Source organism: Pseudomonas quercus (genome assembly GCF_012033695.1).
GTDB classification, from domain to species: domain Bacteria; phylum Pseudomonadota; class Gammaproteobacteria; order Pseudomonadales; family Pseudomonadaceae; genus Aquipseudomonas; species Aquipseudomonas quercus.
In genome coordinates, this window is record NZ_JAAVJI010000008.1 from 137309 (window position 1) to 153288 (window position 15980).

Annotated in this window: 11 protein-coding genes; 8 read left to right on the forward strand and 3 right to left on the reverse strand. The window is 57.0% G+C overall.

Features of this window, described 5'->3' with window-relative positions:
- Window positions 1-32: 32 nt before the first annotated feature.
- Complete coding sequence (locus HBH25_RS14460) at window positions 33-347, reverse strand: SCP2 sterol-binding domain-containing protein (protein ID WP_168084617.1); 315 nt, start codon at window positions 345-347, stop codon at window positions 33-35.
- Window positions 348-861: 514 nt separating this feature from the next.
- Here HBH25_RS14460 and HBH25_RS14465 point away from each other — a divergent pair.
- The 8 genes from HBH25_RS14465 (at window position 862) to HBH25_RS14500 (ending at window position 13473) form a co-directional block, all read left to right on the forward strand.
- A complete protein-coding gene (locus tag HBH25_RS14465; protein ID WP_168084618.1) occupies window positions 862-2145 on the forward strand; it encodes a tyrosine-type recombinase/integrase in 1284 nt (427 codons plus the stop codon).
- A gap of 41 nt (window positions 2146-2186) precedes the next feature.
- Window positions 2187-2849 (forward strand): DUF4145 domain-containing protein, encoded by a 663-nt coding sequence (locus HBH25_RS23360; RefSeq protein WP_168084619.1) that lies wholly within the window; start codon window positions 2187-2189, stop codon window positions 2847-2849.
- A 767-nt stretch (window positions 2850-3616) separates the two neighbouring features.
- Window positions 3617-3907, forward strand: a complete 291-nt coding sequence (locus tag HBH25_RS14475; protein ID WP_168084620.1) for a hypothetical protein — start codon at window positions 3617-3619, stop codon at window positions 3905-3907.
- Window positions 3908-4161: 254 nt separating this feature from the next.
- A complete protein-coding gene (locus HBH25_RS14480) occupies window positions 4162-4554 on the forward strand; it encodes a hypothetical protein (protein WP_168084621.1) in 393 nt (130 codons plus the stop codon).
- A 39-nt stretch (window positions 4555-4593) separates the two neighbouring features.
- Window positions 4594-5865, forward strand: a complete 1272-nt coding sequence (locus HBH25_RS14485; protein WP_168084622.1) for an Ig-like domain-containing protein — start codon at window positions 4594-4596, stop codon at window positions 5863-5865.
- Window positions 5866-6388: 523 nt separating this feature from the next.
- Window positions 6389-6913, forward strand: coding sequence for a KilA-N domain-containing protein (locus HBH25_RS14490; protein WP_168084623.1), 525 nt, complete (start codon window positions 6389-6391; stop codon window positions 6911-6913).
- 370 nt (window positions 6914-7283) lie between these two features.
- Entirely contained in the window at window positions 7284-8324 is a 1041-nt protein-coding gene (gene sohB, locus HBH25_RS14495) for a protease SohB (protein WP_168084686.1), read from the forward strand.
- Between the two features lie 64 nt (window positions 8325-8388).
- Window positions 8389-13473, forward strand: a complete 5085-nt coding sequence (locus HBH25_RS14500) for a dermonecrotic toxin domain-containing protein (RefSeq protein WP_168084624.1) — start codon at window positions 8389-8391, stop codon at window positions 13471-13473.
- 28 nt (window positions 13474-13501) lie between these two features.
- Here the strand turns inward: HBH25_RS14500 and HBH25_RS14505 are convergent, their stop codons facing one another.
- Both HBH25_RS14505 and HBH25_RS14510 read right to left on the reverse strand, forming a co-directional pair.
- A complete protein-coding gene (locus tag HBH25_RS14505) occupies window positions 13502-13996 on the reverse strand; it encodes a DUF934 domain-containing protein (RefSeq protein WP_168084625.1) in 495 nt (164 codons plus the stop codon).
- Window positions 13980-15638: a nitrite/sulfite reductase gene (locus HBH25_RS14510; protein ID WP_168084626.1), complete on the reverse strand. Its 1659-nt coding sequence runs from the start codon at window positions 15636-15638 to the stop codon at window positions 13980-13982. The genes HBH25_RS14505 and HBH25_RS14510 overlap by 17 nt, the downstream gene beginning before the upstream one ends.
- Window positions 15639-15980 lie beyond the last annotated feature (342 nt).

Below are 15980 nucleotides of genomic sequence, written 5' to 3' on the forward strand. Positions count from 1 at the left end.
CAATACATAGGGGCGCTCGGGTGGGGTACGCATTATACGGGGAACAACTCGCTCAGTTTCATGGCGAGCATCATGTCGCCTTCGGCACGCAGCTTACCCTGCATGAATGCCTGCATGCCGTCGGTATCACCGCTCACGATGCCTTCAAGGGTTTCGCTGTCCATCACCAGCGTGACGCTGGCGTCCGGGTTCTCACCCTGCTGGATATCACAGGCACCGTCCTTTACCACCAGGTTAAAGTGTTTGTCTTCGTCAATGCGAAAGCCAAACACCAAGTCCAGCCCCGCTGCGGCAGACGGGTTGAATTTCGATTTCATGGTTTCGATGGCTTTGTTTGCGTCGCTCATGAGCAGTCCTGTTCGGTCAGGTAGAGATAGGTCTTCACGCCAAGGGGCAGCACTGATGTGCTTGCACTTCACACCCGGTTGATGCTCAGGGATAGGCAGCGTGAGGGCAGGTTAGAAGCCCTCGGAAACGCTGTCAACGAAATTCATACGATCGTTTCAAAAGAGTGTTTCATTTTTAGTGCAGGTTTTGCATGCCGTTGTTCGCCCGACACTGAACCACAGCTACCGCCCCGTCACACTCGCCGGTATGCTTGGACACGTTTTCAATCTGCTGCAGGAGCTACTGTGGAGTTTCTCTCCGACTCAGCCATTTAGGGCCAACCCCAAGTAACACAAGGGTTTCGCCATGGATGCTCCAGTAACCTCCTCAAAAGCCTGTCACGAACTGTTAGAAACTGCGCTCGCTGAGCCTTGGATTTATCGTAGAGATGGCCGATATAGCCTCAGGGTGCGTCCTGTAGGGTCCAAGCGATCCTGCACCGTCGCCTTGAAGACGACCAATAGGGCAGTGGCAATGACACACGCAACACGACTCCTCTCTACCTTGCGAGCCTTTCACCTCGACCAGCCCAATGCCACATGGCAGGAGCTTCAAGGGCGCCTTAAGGAAATCGCTGAGGACATCCTCAACACCCGCTCCATCTGGTCACAGATTGATATGGGCATAGGGCAGGTCTATTCAGATATCCGTGAGGACCTCGCTGAGATTGCTGCTACGGAGCCTTTGAGCTATGCAGGTGCCCGTGCTGTGATGATGGGGACAAGGATCATGGGGGCTGGTGAAGAACGGCTCCAGGGCAACCTTAAGCCCCTTTTGGGTATCATTGAAGAATTAGATCAGATAGGCAGCAGACATAGCTCCAAGCTATCCTTGCCTGTCCCTATCTGTAAGACTGCCCCTAACGAAATCCTCCAGGCTACTCAAGCCACCTCTGTGACCTTCAGCACTCTTTACGAAGCCTTCAAGGCAGAACGGGGAGGGGACCTTGCGCCTACTACCAAGAAGAACCACGAGGCCTGCACACGGACCATAGCGGCGATCCTTGGGGACCTTGATCTATCCACCCATACGCGGGCCAATATGCTCAGCCTTAGGGACTCTCTCACGGAGACCCGCGTGCCGGGCACTGTGAACAAGCTTATGACTCACGCTTCCATGGTCATTAGCTGGGGCGTCACAACAGGGCTACTGAAACACGACTACAGCAAAGGTCTGACCATCAAGAAGGGCGCTGAGAGCAAGCGTACAGCCTTCCTTAAGGACCATCTGGATAGCCTCAAGGCTTGGGCTTTGGGATTGCCTGAAGGCGATTGGAAGCAAGCCGCTATGCTCCTTGGGATTGCCTCAGGGGCTCGCATAGGCGAAATCCATCAGTTGCACGGCAAGGATATCTATAAGCAGGATGGCCAATGGATGATGTCCATCAACGATGAGGACGGCAAGACCCTTAAGAACAAGTTCAGTCGCCGTGTAGTGCCGCTGGTGGGTCTTCCCGAGGCAATCCTTGAGGCGCTCTCAGGTGTCGAAGGTAAGGTCTTCAAGCCATCCAAAAGTGGATTCGACCAGATGCTGAATCAGGTTATCCGAGATGTCTTGGGGACTGATACGGGTACTGGGTTGTCGTTCCACTCGCTGAGGCACTCACTGGCTTCAGACCTGAAGGGCTCTGGGGTGTCCCTTGGGGTAGCTCAGGCGATCTTGGGGCACTCGTCAGGTGCCATAGCGTTTGACCTGTATGGCGGCAATGCGACCGCATCAATGGGGTTGATGGTGGAGGCTTTAAGGCTCGTTAGGTAAAGGCGATTCAAGCGTATCGTTATTAAACCAGAGGATAGAGTATGTCTAAATATGTCGCGCCCGCATTTAATAAAACAGCTTTCAACTGTCCTCGCTGCGAAGCGTATGCAAAGTTTGACTGGGCTGCGCCTTCTTGCTACTTCGGTAATAGCTATCAATCGCTCCCAATAAGAGTTTCTCGCTGCTCTCATTGCGGAATGGATTCATACTGGCACCTTCCAGATGACGCAGAAGAAAGGGCGTATATGATTATACCCAACGCCACGCTCGCTCCTATGCCTCACCCTGAAGCGCCTGAAGACATAAAGTCGGATTACATGGAGGCTCGCGAGATTGCGGTACGCTCTCCAAGAGGTAGCGCAGCTCTTTTGCGGTTATGTATTCAGAAACTGTGCATTGAGTTGGGGGAGAAAGGAAAGAATATTAATGATGATATAGGAAGTCTTGTGGCCAAGGGATTACCTATACAGATCCAACAGGCCTTGGATGTTGTACGCGTAATAGGCAATAATGCAGTTCATCCTGGGAAAATTGCCTCTGAGGACGTTGCGGAAATTTGTCAAACGCTTTTCACTCTTTTTAATGCAGTTGTGGAAGATCGAATCGCACGGCCAAAGGCGCTCGACGCCCTTTATAAAGGACTTCCTGAGGGGATTCTTGAAGGAATAGCCAAGCGTGACAACAAAGCAGATCTTCCAGATTAAAAACCCTCACTATGGACACAGGGGCTCATAAGGTCCCTCGTGTCATATCTTCCGGGCTCCTCAGCGGGCCCGACCAGAGACCACCGAGACGCCAAGAGTCCAACCATAAGATGCCCCGAAGGGCGCCTTGCGGGTAAGCCAACGTCCGAAGCCCTCGGGTAAGCGGATTGAAACCATCCGGCTCCAGAAGGTAGGAGCACAGCTTGATAATGTCGCGATGGGGGATCACTCCTGTTGAGACCATGCACGGGATTGGGGCCACCGTGTATCGCTCAAGTTGTAAGGGGGCCTTTATCTTAAAGATTATCTTTAGATAACTCTTGTAATTATTATCTTATAAAATATCTATTATCTTATCTAAAGATCAACTTTAAGAATCTTCAGTTAGGATGGGTCTACGACCAATACCATCCCATCATAAGGAGAACCACTATGACCACCTTAATCGTTTGTCTGTCAAGCTCAAGGCTTACCGACGAACATCTTAACCTGTTGTCTACAACCTTTCCCCATCAAGCCCGTATTCAATTCATAGAAATGCTTAGGGTCATGGGCGATACGAACTTACCATTCCGGTCCTATGAAGCAGGCACCGTTACCTTCGACCGTGAACAACTACTCCAGGCCATAGCTTTCAGGACTTCCCCTAAGGCCGCCCAGAGGTTAGCCTCGTTACTGGATCAGGGAATGTGTCCCCAAGCCCTGGCAAGTGCCCGCTTGAAGGTGCCCATGGAGCCCGGCTCCAAGATCAGCTTAAGGGGTGCCAGATGAGAGACGAAAGATTCCACTTTTCAGATCACTCCATTGACCAAGGCTGGAACTTCTACTTTGTTAAGGCAAAGCTCCTGCTTGAACGGGATATGACCCAGGCACTTGGCTTTGCTATTAGGGAAGCAGCCTTTCACCGGGGGCCCCTTGAGCACCTTCGTAAAGCCCTAAGACCTCAGCATTTCTACGTGGTGTCTACTTTCATCAACGAATACGGATTGACGCTTGATGAGGTCATTGGAGCCTTCAGGCTGTCCTCCAGGGTCGATGGCCCGAAGGCTATGTCGTAAAACCCCTCACTATGGACACAGGGGCAATCTCCTGAGTCTCCGCTACATCAGCCTTGCGCCAAGGTTAGAGCAATGCCCGGCACCAGTTAGCCCAGCCATGACTAATTGAATGCTATCCACAAAAAACATCAAACCCAGAACCTTTTGATCGAGCTTGGAAGATGCCCACGAGGCTTCCTCTCCTTGGCCGTCTGGTCGTGTGCCTCTATGGCGCCAAGCTCGACTCAAAGGGTCCCCATAGGAGAAACCCTAACATGCTTATCAATATCACCCGAGTTACGAAAACTGAAGCGACTGTCTGCGGACAAGTTGTCACCCGTGAATATGCTGAGGCAATCCTGTTGCCCATGTTGGTTTCCCAGTGCGGCACGCTTTACGGTCGCCAGATTGAAATCATCAAGGCTTTCACAGAGGCTGGCTTGAGTACCAGTGCATGCCCTGAGGCAACTAAACGATTCCGTCAAGACCAACAGGAGAAAGCTCAGGAGCGGGCACGAGCGCAAGCTGAAGCCCAATGGCACGCCGAGCGCTGCTATGAGCCCACGGAGCGTGAACTTGCCCAAGCGAAGGCAGACCGTGAAGCCAGTGCCGCCGCTATTAGAGCCTATGGTGAGCAGATTCGAGCCGCCCGCCGTTCCAGCTACTAACAGTCGTCATTCATCAGAATTCAAACTCAGGAGACCCATATGAAACTTCCTAACCAATACGTTAAACCCAGCACCTACCGAACTGCCATCACCGATAGCCATAACGGCTCCATTCAGTTCAACACCAGCGGTGTGCGTTCTGAAACACAAGCTGCTACGGATGTGAGCGCCTATGTACAAGCGCTTAGCGAGGCCCTCGACGACTATCTGAATGGTCCAGAATGGCGCCAAGCGGCCATCGAGAAGACCCCTTGCGAGTTCCGCCCAGCAGGCTCTGAGGCTACCGGCCAACAGGTCATCACAATGGCCGACCGTTCGGTGACCTTCGATCCTCGCAAGAACTGGGATAACCAGACCGTAGTTAAAGGGGATGTCCTGGCTGGCTCAATCATTTTCACGGAACCCACTGACAGCGCATTGATGATTAGTTATCGAACCACGATTCTCGACCACAACCTGATGGCTGGCTTCACTGTAGGGTCCATGCATCAAACAGGCGAGAAGATGCTGGAAGATATCGAGTACGCGGCAGCCGGGAAGATTGCTGCCATGCTTACCAAGGCGAAGTCCACCGAGGTCAAGTATGAGACCATGCCTACGGGCAAGCCTGCCGATGTGGCAGATGGTCTGATTGACTTGCTCACTACCTACGTGAACCAAACCGTAGGGACCTCCTTGAGGAACTTCCTGATCCTCCTCCCGGCCTCAATGTTATCCACTCTGGAGCTTGCTGCTACGCGTGCCGGTTATGGTCCTGATGCTGAGTCATTGCTTGGGACTGGTATCCAGCCCTACGCTGGGACAGATCAAGGCATCTTCATGCTGCCTAAGTCCTTCACCTCGTTGAGCTACCGTGAGCGGGGCAATGGGGATATCTGGAGAGTCGTGGTGACCCGTAATGGCGCCCGTCAAGGCTGGGACTTGGAGATTATGGCCACTGTGGATGTTGTGGCCAACGGCAAGGTAAAGGTGAAGCTCACAGCCGATGGCTTGCAGACCGAGACGGTAGCGTTCCCCATGATTACCCGCATTTACTTTGGTGCGCCTCCTACCGTGGCCGTCACGGGGGTTTCCCTTAAGACAGCCTCTAAGGACCTTGCCGTAGGTGCGTCTTACTCGAACACCGTGACCATCACGCCCACCAATGCCACCAACCAGAACGTAACGTGGGCCACCTCGGATGCCTCTGTTGCAACTGTGTCCGCTGCTGGGTCGGTCAAAGGCATAAAGGTAGGCAAGGCCACTATCACCTGCACCACTGTTGATGGTGGCTTCTCAGCTTCCTTTACGGTCAACGTTACCGCTGCGTAACGACTATCTCACGAGCCCCGTAAGGCCGGTCCTATAGAAGGACTGGCAGGGGCCCTCACGCTTCACTCATCGCCCGTCGCTGGGCACACATCAGACACAGTTCTTCTGATTGCTCCTTGTGCCACCTGCCAGAACCCTTGTCGTGGGTCTGTGTGCTGGCCTGTGGGAGCGAACTCAGGGAGCAATCAAAAGGAGTAGCGACAATTATGTTTATCCCTCACGCGAACACCCTAAAGGAACTCTCAGACGCTATAAGCGCCTCCCGATGCTCGGTTAATGGACTACCCGGCCTATCATTTTATGATTTAGCCACGCTCGCCAGCGTTAGCCCTACTGAAATACGGATGGAAGTCCACTGCATGCTTAATGAGATTGGGTCGGATGAATGGCCCGAAATGGTTATCAGCAAGAAGCTTAGCTTGACGTTTCTTTACAGTCGGCTTTGCCATATACCCTTTGTGACAGCATACCTCTTTGCTTGCCGGATAGGTTTGCTGGAGGACGTTACAGAGGGGAAAGACCAATGAACGTCGACATCGGACACAAACACGCTGCACACGTCATCATCATCGAAGGTCATGCCTTCAAGGCAAACGATGCGGGCCAATGGGACCTTACAGATATCTGGAGGACCTTGAAGCTACCCAAGGCGAAAGGTCCAGGCAAATGGGCATCTCGTAAAGAAGCTCAGAGATTCATAGCTTCCCAGAAAATGGAAAGCTCGAACGGCACCGGTACATGGGCGACCAAACAGGCATCCCTACGTTACGCCGCATGGGTCTCTGAAGGGTTCGAGGACATGATCTATGACGCCTTCGAGGCCATCCTTGAGATGCCCGAAGTGGCGTCACTGGTTGCTGACAAGATGGCCTCATTGGGTCATGACCATAGCGCAGACATCCTCAAGCGCATGACCTTCAATGACAAGTGTGACTGGAAAGCCTTGAGGATTCCCCATAGGAACACCCAGAAGGGCCTACGTGCTGCTGTATCGAATGGCAACCTGACACCTCAAAGAGCCGCTGAACTGGGCCTCAAGACCCGTTAACACCACCTATAGGACACCCATCATGGACACGCTACAGGCGCTCTACTGGGCCTCTGTGGCGCTTCAGGTGGCCCTATGGCTCACGAGGATGCTTAAAGGTCCTGGCTTTACTCTGGCCAAAATCTGGTAGAAATTTCCGAGACCCCATCTCATAGAAGGTCGCCTCAAGGTTTTCCCCCGTGCGGTCCCGCGCAGGCGCCATAGGGACCCCTCGCGAGCGGGCGATAAGGACCCCTGGAGGGAGCCCGGCCAGAAGATTGAATTCATGCTGGCTCTTGGCCTGCCTGTTGTCACAACGTGTCACGAAGCGTTAGACATCACTGGTTGTGGTCCCCTATTCTATTGGCTCATTCCCTGATTGAGCATGATTGTGGAGTTTCTCTCCGAATACCTGGGTTTTCTTGCCCGCACCGCCACGCTGGTCATTGCCTTTTTAGTAGTGATGGCTGCTGTTTCCTCGGCGCGCGGCAAAGGCCGTCGCAAAGAAGCCGGCCAGCTTCAGGTGACACGTTTGAACGACCTGTACAAAGGGCTACGTGAACGCCTGGAAAGCGCGTTGGTGGACAAAGACGGCCTCAAGCGCCTGCGTAAGCAGCAGTCACGTGAGGAGAAAGCCGAGCGCAAGGCTAAAGCAAAGGCCAAGGGCGCTAACACCAAGGGCCGTGTATTCGTGCTGGACTTCGATGGCGACATCAAGGCCTCGGCGACTGAAAGCCTCCGTCATGAGATCACTGCGCTGCTGACGCTTGCTACCCCTAAGGATGAGGTGGTGCTGCGCCTGGAAAGCGGCGGTGGCATGGTACATAGTTACGGGCTGGCCAGTTCGCAGTTGGCCCGCATCCGTCAGGCAGGGGTGCCCTTGACCGTGTGCGTGGACAAGGTGGCTGCAAGCGGGGGCTACATGATGGCGTGCATTGGTGAAAAGATCATCAGCGCGCCCTTCGCGGTGTTGGGCTCCATCGGGGTTGTGGCGCAGGTGCCTAACGTTCACCGGTTGCTGCGCAAGCATGACATCGACGTCGAGATGCACACGGCCGGTGAATACAAACGCACGCTTACGGTGCTGGGTGAGAACACCGAGAAGGGTCGCGAGAAATTTCAGCAAGACCTGGACGTCACTCATCGGCTGTTCAAAAACTTTGTAGTGCACTACCGCCCGCAGTTGGCCATTGATGAAGTGGCCACTGGCGAAGTGTGGCTGGGGGTTGCTGCGCTGGAGCGCAAGCTGGTCGACGAGATCAAAACCAGTGACGAATACCTGGCAGAACGAGCACGCTCTGCTGAGTTGTTCCACCTGCACTACGCCGAGCGCAAAACCCTCACCGAGCGTGTAGGGCTTGCAGCCAGTGGGTCTGTGGAGCATGCGCTCACCCGCCTGTGGAGCAAGGTCGGCGGCGCGCGTTTCTGGTAAGCAGTATGTACCGCCCAGGCTATACCTAGCGGCCTAGCATCGGCCTCCCGAAAGGAGGCCCTTGATGACCGATACCACTTCAAACCCTACTCTGGCGCACGCCGCTTTCGTCGCGGCGCCCATACCTGCCTGGCTTCGCAATGCCCCACCCGATGGCCGTGCGAGGTTGCACCTGCTCGCTAAAGAAGCCGAGGCTGCCCGTCACGCGTTCAAGCAAGCCAGCAACGCCTTTATGCCACTCCAGGCTTACGCACTTGAGCGCTTGCGTGGCGAGTTGAGCGCCATGGACCTGGCAACCGTCGATCCACAGGCCGCTGTGCTGTACTGGGTCGATCCAGACGGCAAGCGCCCGCCGTCACAGAGCAGCCTGCTGGAGGCGGCACTCTTGAATTTTCACGTGCGGGATACCTCGCCCGCACGCTATGGTCCTGGCTCAGGTGTTTATGCCGGGACGCGACCCGATGGTAAGCCTGACGTTGCCCGGCCACTGCCGATAACACCCTGGGCGTTTGCCAACCGGTGCCGGGCACTGGATATTGGCGGTGGCTATCAGCATGCCTTGAGTACCTGGATACCCGACGCGGTGCCATCGCGTACCGACCGGCTGGAAGACGTGCCTGCGTTGTCCTGGTTGGCGTTCCAAAGCCTGCGTAAAGGTTTCATCAGCGAGGCCTGCAGCGCCTCCCTCAGTGGCCACTTGGGCAAGGAGGGCGAGCAATTGCTCTCGTGGTGGGGACTGGCGCCAGGCAGTGGGACTCTTCCTGCCCAAGCCAGCCGCCTTGAGCTGTTCGACTTCCCACTCACGGGTGTGCTGGTATTCGCAGCGCAGACACCGACTGAAGATACACAGTCGGTAGTGGCTTATATTCCCGGTGACCCGGCAGGTGCCGTTACTCAGTACGCTGATGTGAAAACCTTCGTCAGCACATTAGGCGAGCGTTTAAGGCAACCTGCTTTTCAGAAGTTCTTCAACCAGTTCGCGCCCCTGGCACGTCGCCTCGAATTCATGAAAAAAATTCAGGAGGTGACCGCACCGGTAGGCTGGAGGTCTTCTCACTTCACCTGGACACCTGTGCCACTTATGGGAGACCCCTTCGTTGAGGGCTACCGGATATGGGCGCAGCAAACCCTGGCTAATGCGGGCGAGCTGGCAGTGCCCACCGCATGGGTGGACCGGCGCGACACCGTGGAGCGGTACGCACACTGGGTAGACATGGGCGAACAACTCGGGCTTACATTGGCCTTGATGGTGGGCTCTACCGTGCCGGGCGTAAATGTGATTGTAGATGCCATCGTGCTGGGGCAGGGGCTCTACAACGTGTACGAAGGTGTCAAGGCCTGGAAGGCGGGCGACAGCCAAGCTGCCCTAGACCATCTGTTCGGCGCGGTAGAAAACGTCGGCTTTTTCGGTCTAGGTCATCGGCCTCGCCCTACGCCTGCCGCTGTCAGCTTTGCCGAGCGCCTGGTGCCCGTCACAGATGCCAATGGGGAAGTAAGGCTCTGGCAGCCTGATCTGGATGACTTCCGGGCGAGCGGTGTGCCTCCAAGCGACGTCAGCCCGGGAGTGGATGGTGTGTACCGCCACCAAGGCCGAGCGTGGGTTCGACTACAAGGAGAATTCCATGAGGTCGAGGGTCACGGCCGCACGCGTCGCTTGCGGCGCCCCTTAGGTGACACCACAGGCTACGCGCCACTCTTGCTTGGCAATGGCAGAGGCGGCTGGCGTGCCGCGCATGATAGCCCAGTGACCTGGAGCGCTGCCGATTTGATTCGTCGTTTCGATCATCGGTATGAGGCCTTGCCAGAGGAGCAGTTAATCGAAGCCCAGCGGCTTTGCGGTATCAGCGACGCTCAACTGCGCCAGGCACACCTTGATGGCGCAGCTGCACCTTCGCCATTGGCACATCTTCTTGCACGGCGACGGGTCGAGCGCCAGTTGGCGGCCAACCTACAAGCCTTGCGCACCACTCGACGCCTAGAAGGTGCAGCGCCTGAAGTAATTGCCACGCTGGCGCAGGTGCCGGGATGGCCGGCGGGCCGCACGTTGGCTATTGTCAGCGACGCTACACCCACGAACCCCAGGCCCGCGACGCAAAGCGAGCCCCAAGGCAATCCTGTACAGCTCGATAATGCCGCACTCAGAGAAGGAACGTGGCCGCAACGGGTCATTCAGCAACTGGGGGCCGATGCGTATTCTGCGCTGGTAGGCATGGACATGTCCTTGATACCGCCGGAGCCTGCCTACCAAGCACTGGCCGATCATTGGGCGCACTACCTGGAAGGCCAGCGCGAGCAGTTGGTTAGGCGCATCATGGCCAGCGAAGCACGCACTGACACCCTTGCGCTGACCCTTCAACGGCACTTTCCGGGCCTGACGAATGAAGCCATCGACAGCCTGTCCTGCGACCTTCCACAAGCCCATCGCGAGGCCCTGCGAGCGGGCCGCATCCCGCCTGCGGTAGCGGGAGCTGCAGTGGAAGCGCTGCGCCAACAACGGGTTGCGACGGCCTGCGATGCGCTGGCCCAAGGCAGGCCAGGGCCCGACCGTGACCGTCTCGTGTTCGGGCTGTGGGCCGAGCTAGGCCCATGGGCGGCTAGCATGCGTTTGCAATTACGTGAATCTCACCTGAACGGCGTTGTACTTGAACACACTGGCCCCGCTACCGGGCCGCGCTGGTCAGTGGTGCGCAGCGGCACTCGCTATCAGGCATTCGACGAACAAGGGCAGCAGCTCAGCGAGCTTACGTCGTTGGAAAGCGCGCTGTACGCTACCGTCCCGGATCACATCAGGCCATCGTTCATGCAGCGCGTTGGCGATAGCGCAGGCCTGCGAACCCAGCTGCTTGGCCTGGCACTGAGCGACCGCAGCGCACTGCGTGTGCTGCTCGGCATGGCCGCAGATAACCAGCGTTTTTTCAGGGCGCCTACTCGCCAGCCAAATGGTGCCGTGGGTTACACACTAAGCGGCAGGCCGCGATGGCTGAACACCCTGCCTGGCCCTCACCCTATGATGGTTGCACTGCGTGGGCTGTTCCCAGAGGTCAGCGAGGCTGAGCTGCAGTACATTCGAACAGGGCTAGGCGAGGGAGAGTCTGCCACCCGCGCGCTCGCAAGGCTGCACCAGGACTTCAGCCGGCTCCAGTCGGAGTTAGATACGTGGGTACACCGTGCCAGCGAAGTGCCTACCGAAGAGCGGCCCGATGAGCAGGCCAACCGTGAGGCCATCCGCAATGAGCTGATTGCGGCTTGGCAGCGCCGCAGCGTGAACTATCGACCGGGCGGGCCAGGTTACAGTGTGAGCCTGCACAACTGGACAGTGGCTGAATTGCCAAGCCTGACTGTGGATTTCAACCATGTTGGTCGCCTGTCTATGGTCGACATGGATTTGACCGATGTCGATGAAGCCTTTCTACAGCGGTTCCCGAATGTGAGGTGGCTTGACCTGAGCGCGAATCCATTGGCACGGGTGCCGTCGGGCGTTTCTCGATTCGCTCGGCTGGAATTGCTAAACCTGGATGACACAGGGGAGCGTACGTTCCTGGAGGTATTCAATGCTGTACAGCCGGCGGCCAATACGTTGCGTCATCTGGAGCTAGTGCGTACCAGTCTGACCCTTGGCGTGGAAGACTTTGAACGGCTCCGCCAGCTCCCCGAGTTGCGCACCCTTGAGCTGGACGATAACGAAATTCAACTTACCCCGGAGACGGTGAACGGCTTCAACCAACTGACGCAGCTTCAGGAACTCAGCTTGAGCGGTAACCCTTTGAGGTTAGCGCCTAACGTAGCAGGCTTGACGCAGCTTGCATTGCTGGACTTAAGCAACGCTTTGCTTGAAGGCTTTCCACCCGGTTTGACTGACCTGATGGACCTGGACCCACCCAGGTTGATAGACGTGAGCCTGCTGCGCAATGTAATCATCGATTTGCCGGATTTCTCAGGTACTCGATTCATACAACGCATCAGAGAGAGCCGTGCAGACGAGGAATCTCCCTATCACGGCAGCCGGCTGACGCTGGACGGCAACCCACTCTCTGAACAGAGCAGAGCCATACTCGAACGGTCGGACCTGCACTATTTTTCCGACCTGGGTTCGGAGGACTCCGATGAGGGCCCAGACCAGGACGAGTGGCTCATCGACTGCCCAGAGGCCTTGAGTGCGCTCATTCGCAACGAGCGGTCCAGTGTTGAGGCGGCCAACTTTTATCGGCTCCTCAGCCGTGTCGTCGATACGGCAGACTACCGTACCGACCCGGCGGCAGTCAGGGCCCGTGCTCACGCGCTGGTCGCAACATGGCTACAGCCAGGCGAACAGGCAGGGCCTGGTTTGGAAACCCTGCGCCAGCGCCTGTTCGAGCTGGCACAGGACACCCATAACACCTGCGGCGACGGTGTGTCGCTTACCTTGGATGAAATGGAGCTGGAAGTGCAAGCCTGGCGGATCGTAGCCACCTCGGCCACACCTGGGGATGGCCCATTGCGCGAATCCCTGACGTTCCACCGTGGCTTGTGGCGCCGTGCACTGATCGATGACTTCGCCCGCCGCATCGTCCGCGCGCGCGTGGCCCGTAGGGCAGCCATCGCTGAAGCACGCGCCGATCTTCCTGCGCTTGACCCACTCGATGATATTGAGGATGCGCGGCTTGATGACGGGCTGGATGAAGTGGAAGTTCGCCTCAAGCTGTTTAGAGCGCTCGAAGGTGTGCTTGAGCTGCCCGAGGTACGAGGAATGCGCTATGACGCCTACCTCAGGGGTGAAACGATTCAACGTGTAGGGGTAGCAGTGCTTGATGCTGATACCGATGCTGCCTTCTCGCGCTGGGTGGCGGAGCGCCCCAGCTTCCGTATCTATCTGGAAAATGCTCATGCCCAGGCTTTCGAGCAGATCCGCGAACGCTGGCAGGAGGCTTCCAATTACCTGTTCAGCCTTGGAACGGATGAGGTCCCACCGCCTTGGCCACCGGAGTTGGACGGCTTGCGTCAGGCGCTGCCAGAGGTGGCGTGGGAGCGAAGCCCCCAGCCTACGCTGACAGACCAGCAATTGCGCCTCGCCTATGACTGGACGAGCCGGCAGCGGGGGCAAGCGCTGGATGAACAAGCGCTGCGCCTTACCCAAACACTGCTCGGCATGAACCAAGGTACGCCACTGTAACGTGAAGTATCGAACCTGTTGCGCCGCCTCAGCGGCGGCGGAACAGGGGGCGAGGCTCGTCGCTGGCGGCCTGGTAGGTCACCGAGAAATCGCGCAGGCTTTCCAACGCCTCGTAGGGGTCCTTGTCGGCCCTTATGGCGAACGCGTCGAAACCGCAGCGATGCAGGTAGAACAACTGGTCGCGCAGCACATCGCCAATGGCCCGCAACTCGCCCTTGAAACCATAACGGTCACGCAACAGCCGGGCGTTAGAGTAGTTCCGACCATCCGTGAACGCTGGGAAATTCAGGGCGATGACCTGGAAGTGGCTTACTGCCTCGCCAATTTCCTCCGCCTCCTCATCGGCGTCCAGCCATACACCCAGGCCGCCGTCACGGGCCTTGAGCGCATGGGCGTGCTCGCGCCACAGGCTGAGCGGCACAATGTAGTCGTCGCAGTTGCTCAATGCGTCCAGCGTGACGTCTTTAGGCAGCACATGCCAGGTTTCGTCGACCACCTGATCGTTCTTAATGATTCGCTGCATAGACGCGCTCCTTGAAAGGTTCGATGCCGATACGCTGATAGGTATCGATGAAACGCTCTTCTTCAGTGCGTTTCTCCACGTACACGTCAATCAATTTGCCAATGACGTCAGCCATGGCCTCCTGAGCGAAGGAAGGGCCCAGGATTTTGCCGATGCTCGCATCTCGACTTGCGCTGCCGCCAAGGGAGACCTGGTAGAACTCCTCGCCCTTTTTATCCACGCCAAGGATGCCGATGTGGCCCACGTGATGGTGGCCACAGGCATTCATGCAGCCTGAAATATTGAGGTCGAGTTCACCAATGTCGAACAGGTAATCCAGGTCATCGAAGCGGCGCTGGATCGACTCGGCAATGGGTATGGACTTGGCATTGGCCAGGGAACAGAAGTCGCCGCCGGGGCAGCAGATGATGTCAGTCAGCAACCCGATATTGGGCGTAGCGAAACCAGACTCGCGTGCTTCGAGCCATAAGGCGTGCAACTGGGATTGCTCGACGTCCGCCAGGATCACGTTCTGCTCATGGGATGTACGCAGCTGGCCGAAGCTGTAACGCTCTGCCATGTCGGCGATGGCGTCGAGCTGCTTGTCGGTCAGGTCACCTGGGGCGACACCCGTGGGTTTCAGCGAGAGGGTGACCGACACATAACCTGGGCGCTTGTGTGCAAACACATTGCGCTGACGCCACCGAGCGAAGCCAGGGTGAGCGTCGTCGAGCTGAGCAAGGGCCTCAGGAATGTCTTCAAGTGCTTTGTAAGCGGGGTCTACGAAGTGGCGGGTCACGCGCGTGACTTCAGCTTCGGTGAGGGTGGTCTCGCCGCCGCGTAAATGAGCCATTTCCGCTTCCACTTTCTCCGCGAAGACTTCAGGGGTGAGGGCCTTTACCAGGATCTTGATACGCGCCTTGTATTTGTTGTCACGGCGACCATAGCGGTTGTAAACACGCAGAATGGCATCCAGGTAGCTGATCAGGTCCTGCCAGGGCAGGAACTCATTGATGAAGGCCCCCACGATTGGAGTACGGCCAAGGCCGCCCCCTACCAGTACGCGGAAGCCAAGCTCGCCGGCCGCGTTTCTGACGGGCTCCAGGCCAATGTCATGCACTTCAATGGCAGCCCGGTCGGTGCTGGCGCCATTGACCGCGATCTTGAACTTGCGTGGCAGGTACGCGAACTCTGGGTGGAACGTGGTCCACTGACGCACGATCTCGCACCAGGGGCGAGGGTCGACCACTTCATCGGCCGCCACACCCGCGAACTGATCGGTGGTGACATTGCGCAGGCAGTTGCCGCTGGTCTGGATGGCATGCATCTGCACAGTGGCCAGCTCGGCAAGGATGTCCGGGATGTCCTCGACGGCGGGCCAGTTGAACTGCACGTTCTGCCGCGTGCTGATGTGGGCGTAGCCTTTGTCGTAGTCGCGAGCGATCTTGGCCAGCATCCGCGCCTGGCGGGACGTGAGTTGCCCATAGGGAACGGCCACGCGCAACATGGGCGCGAAACGCTGGATGTACAGGCCGTTCTGCAGGCGCAGGGGGCGGAATTCCTCTTCGCTCAGCTCGCCTGCGAGGTAGCGCCGGGTCTGGTCATGGAACTGCTTGACGCGGTCCTCGATGATCCGTTGATCGTACTCGTCATAAACGTACATAAGTGTCCTGTCTTCAGGCGGGTCTGCGCTCACGGTAGCGCACTCCTTTCAGAGTGGTGGCAAGATACGCGCTTTGCCATATTCACTAAAGCGAAGTTTTTTTATAAGGAAATAGCTAATACCGATATGCACGTGGCCACGGTTGTTCCGACAGAACGCGTGGCGGTTTGAGTACCTGTGCGCTTGACTGAGAGCTACCCCTGAAGGGGTCAGGCACACCTTCATAACAATAAGAGGTAGCACCATGCGCCATCTTTCCGTGAAGCCGAAAAAGATCAACCGGCACATCGATGCCTGGGCCACTGCCTTTATGGCAGTGATCGTCGTGGCCGCCGCTGTGTT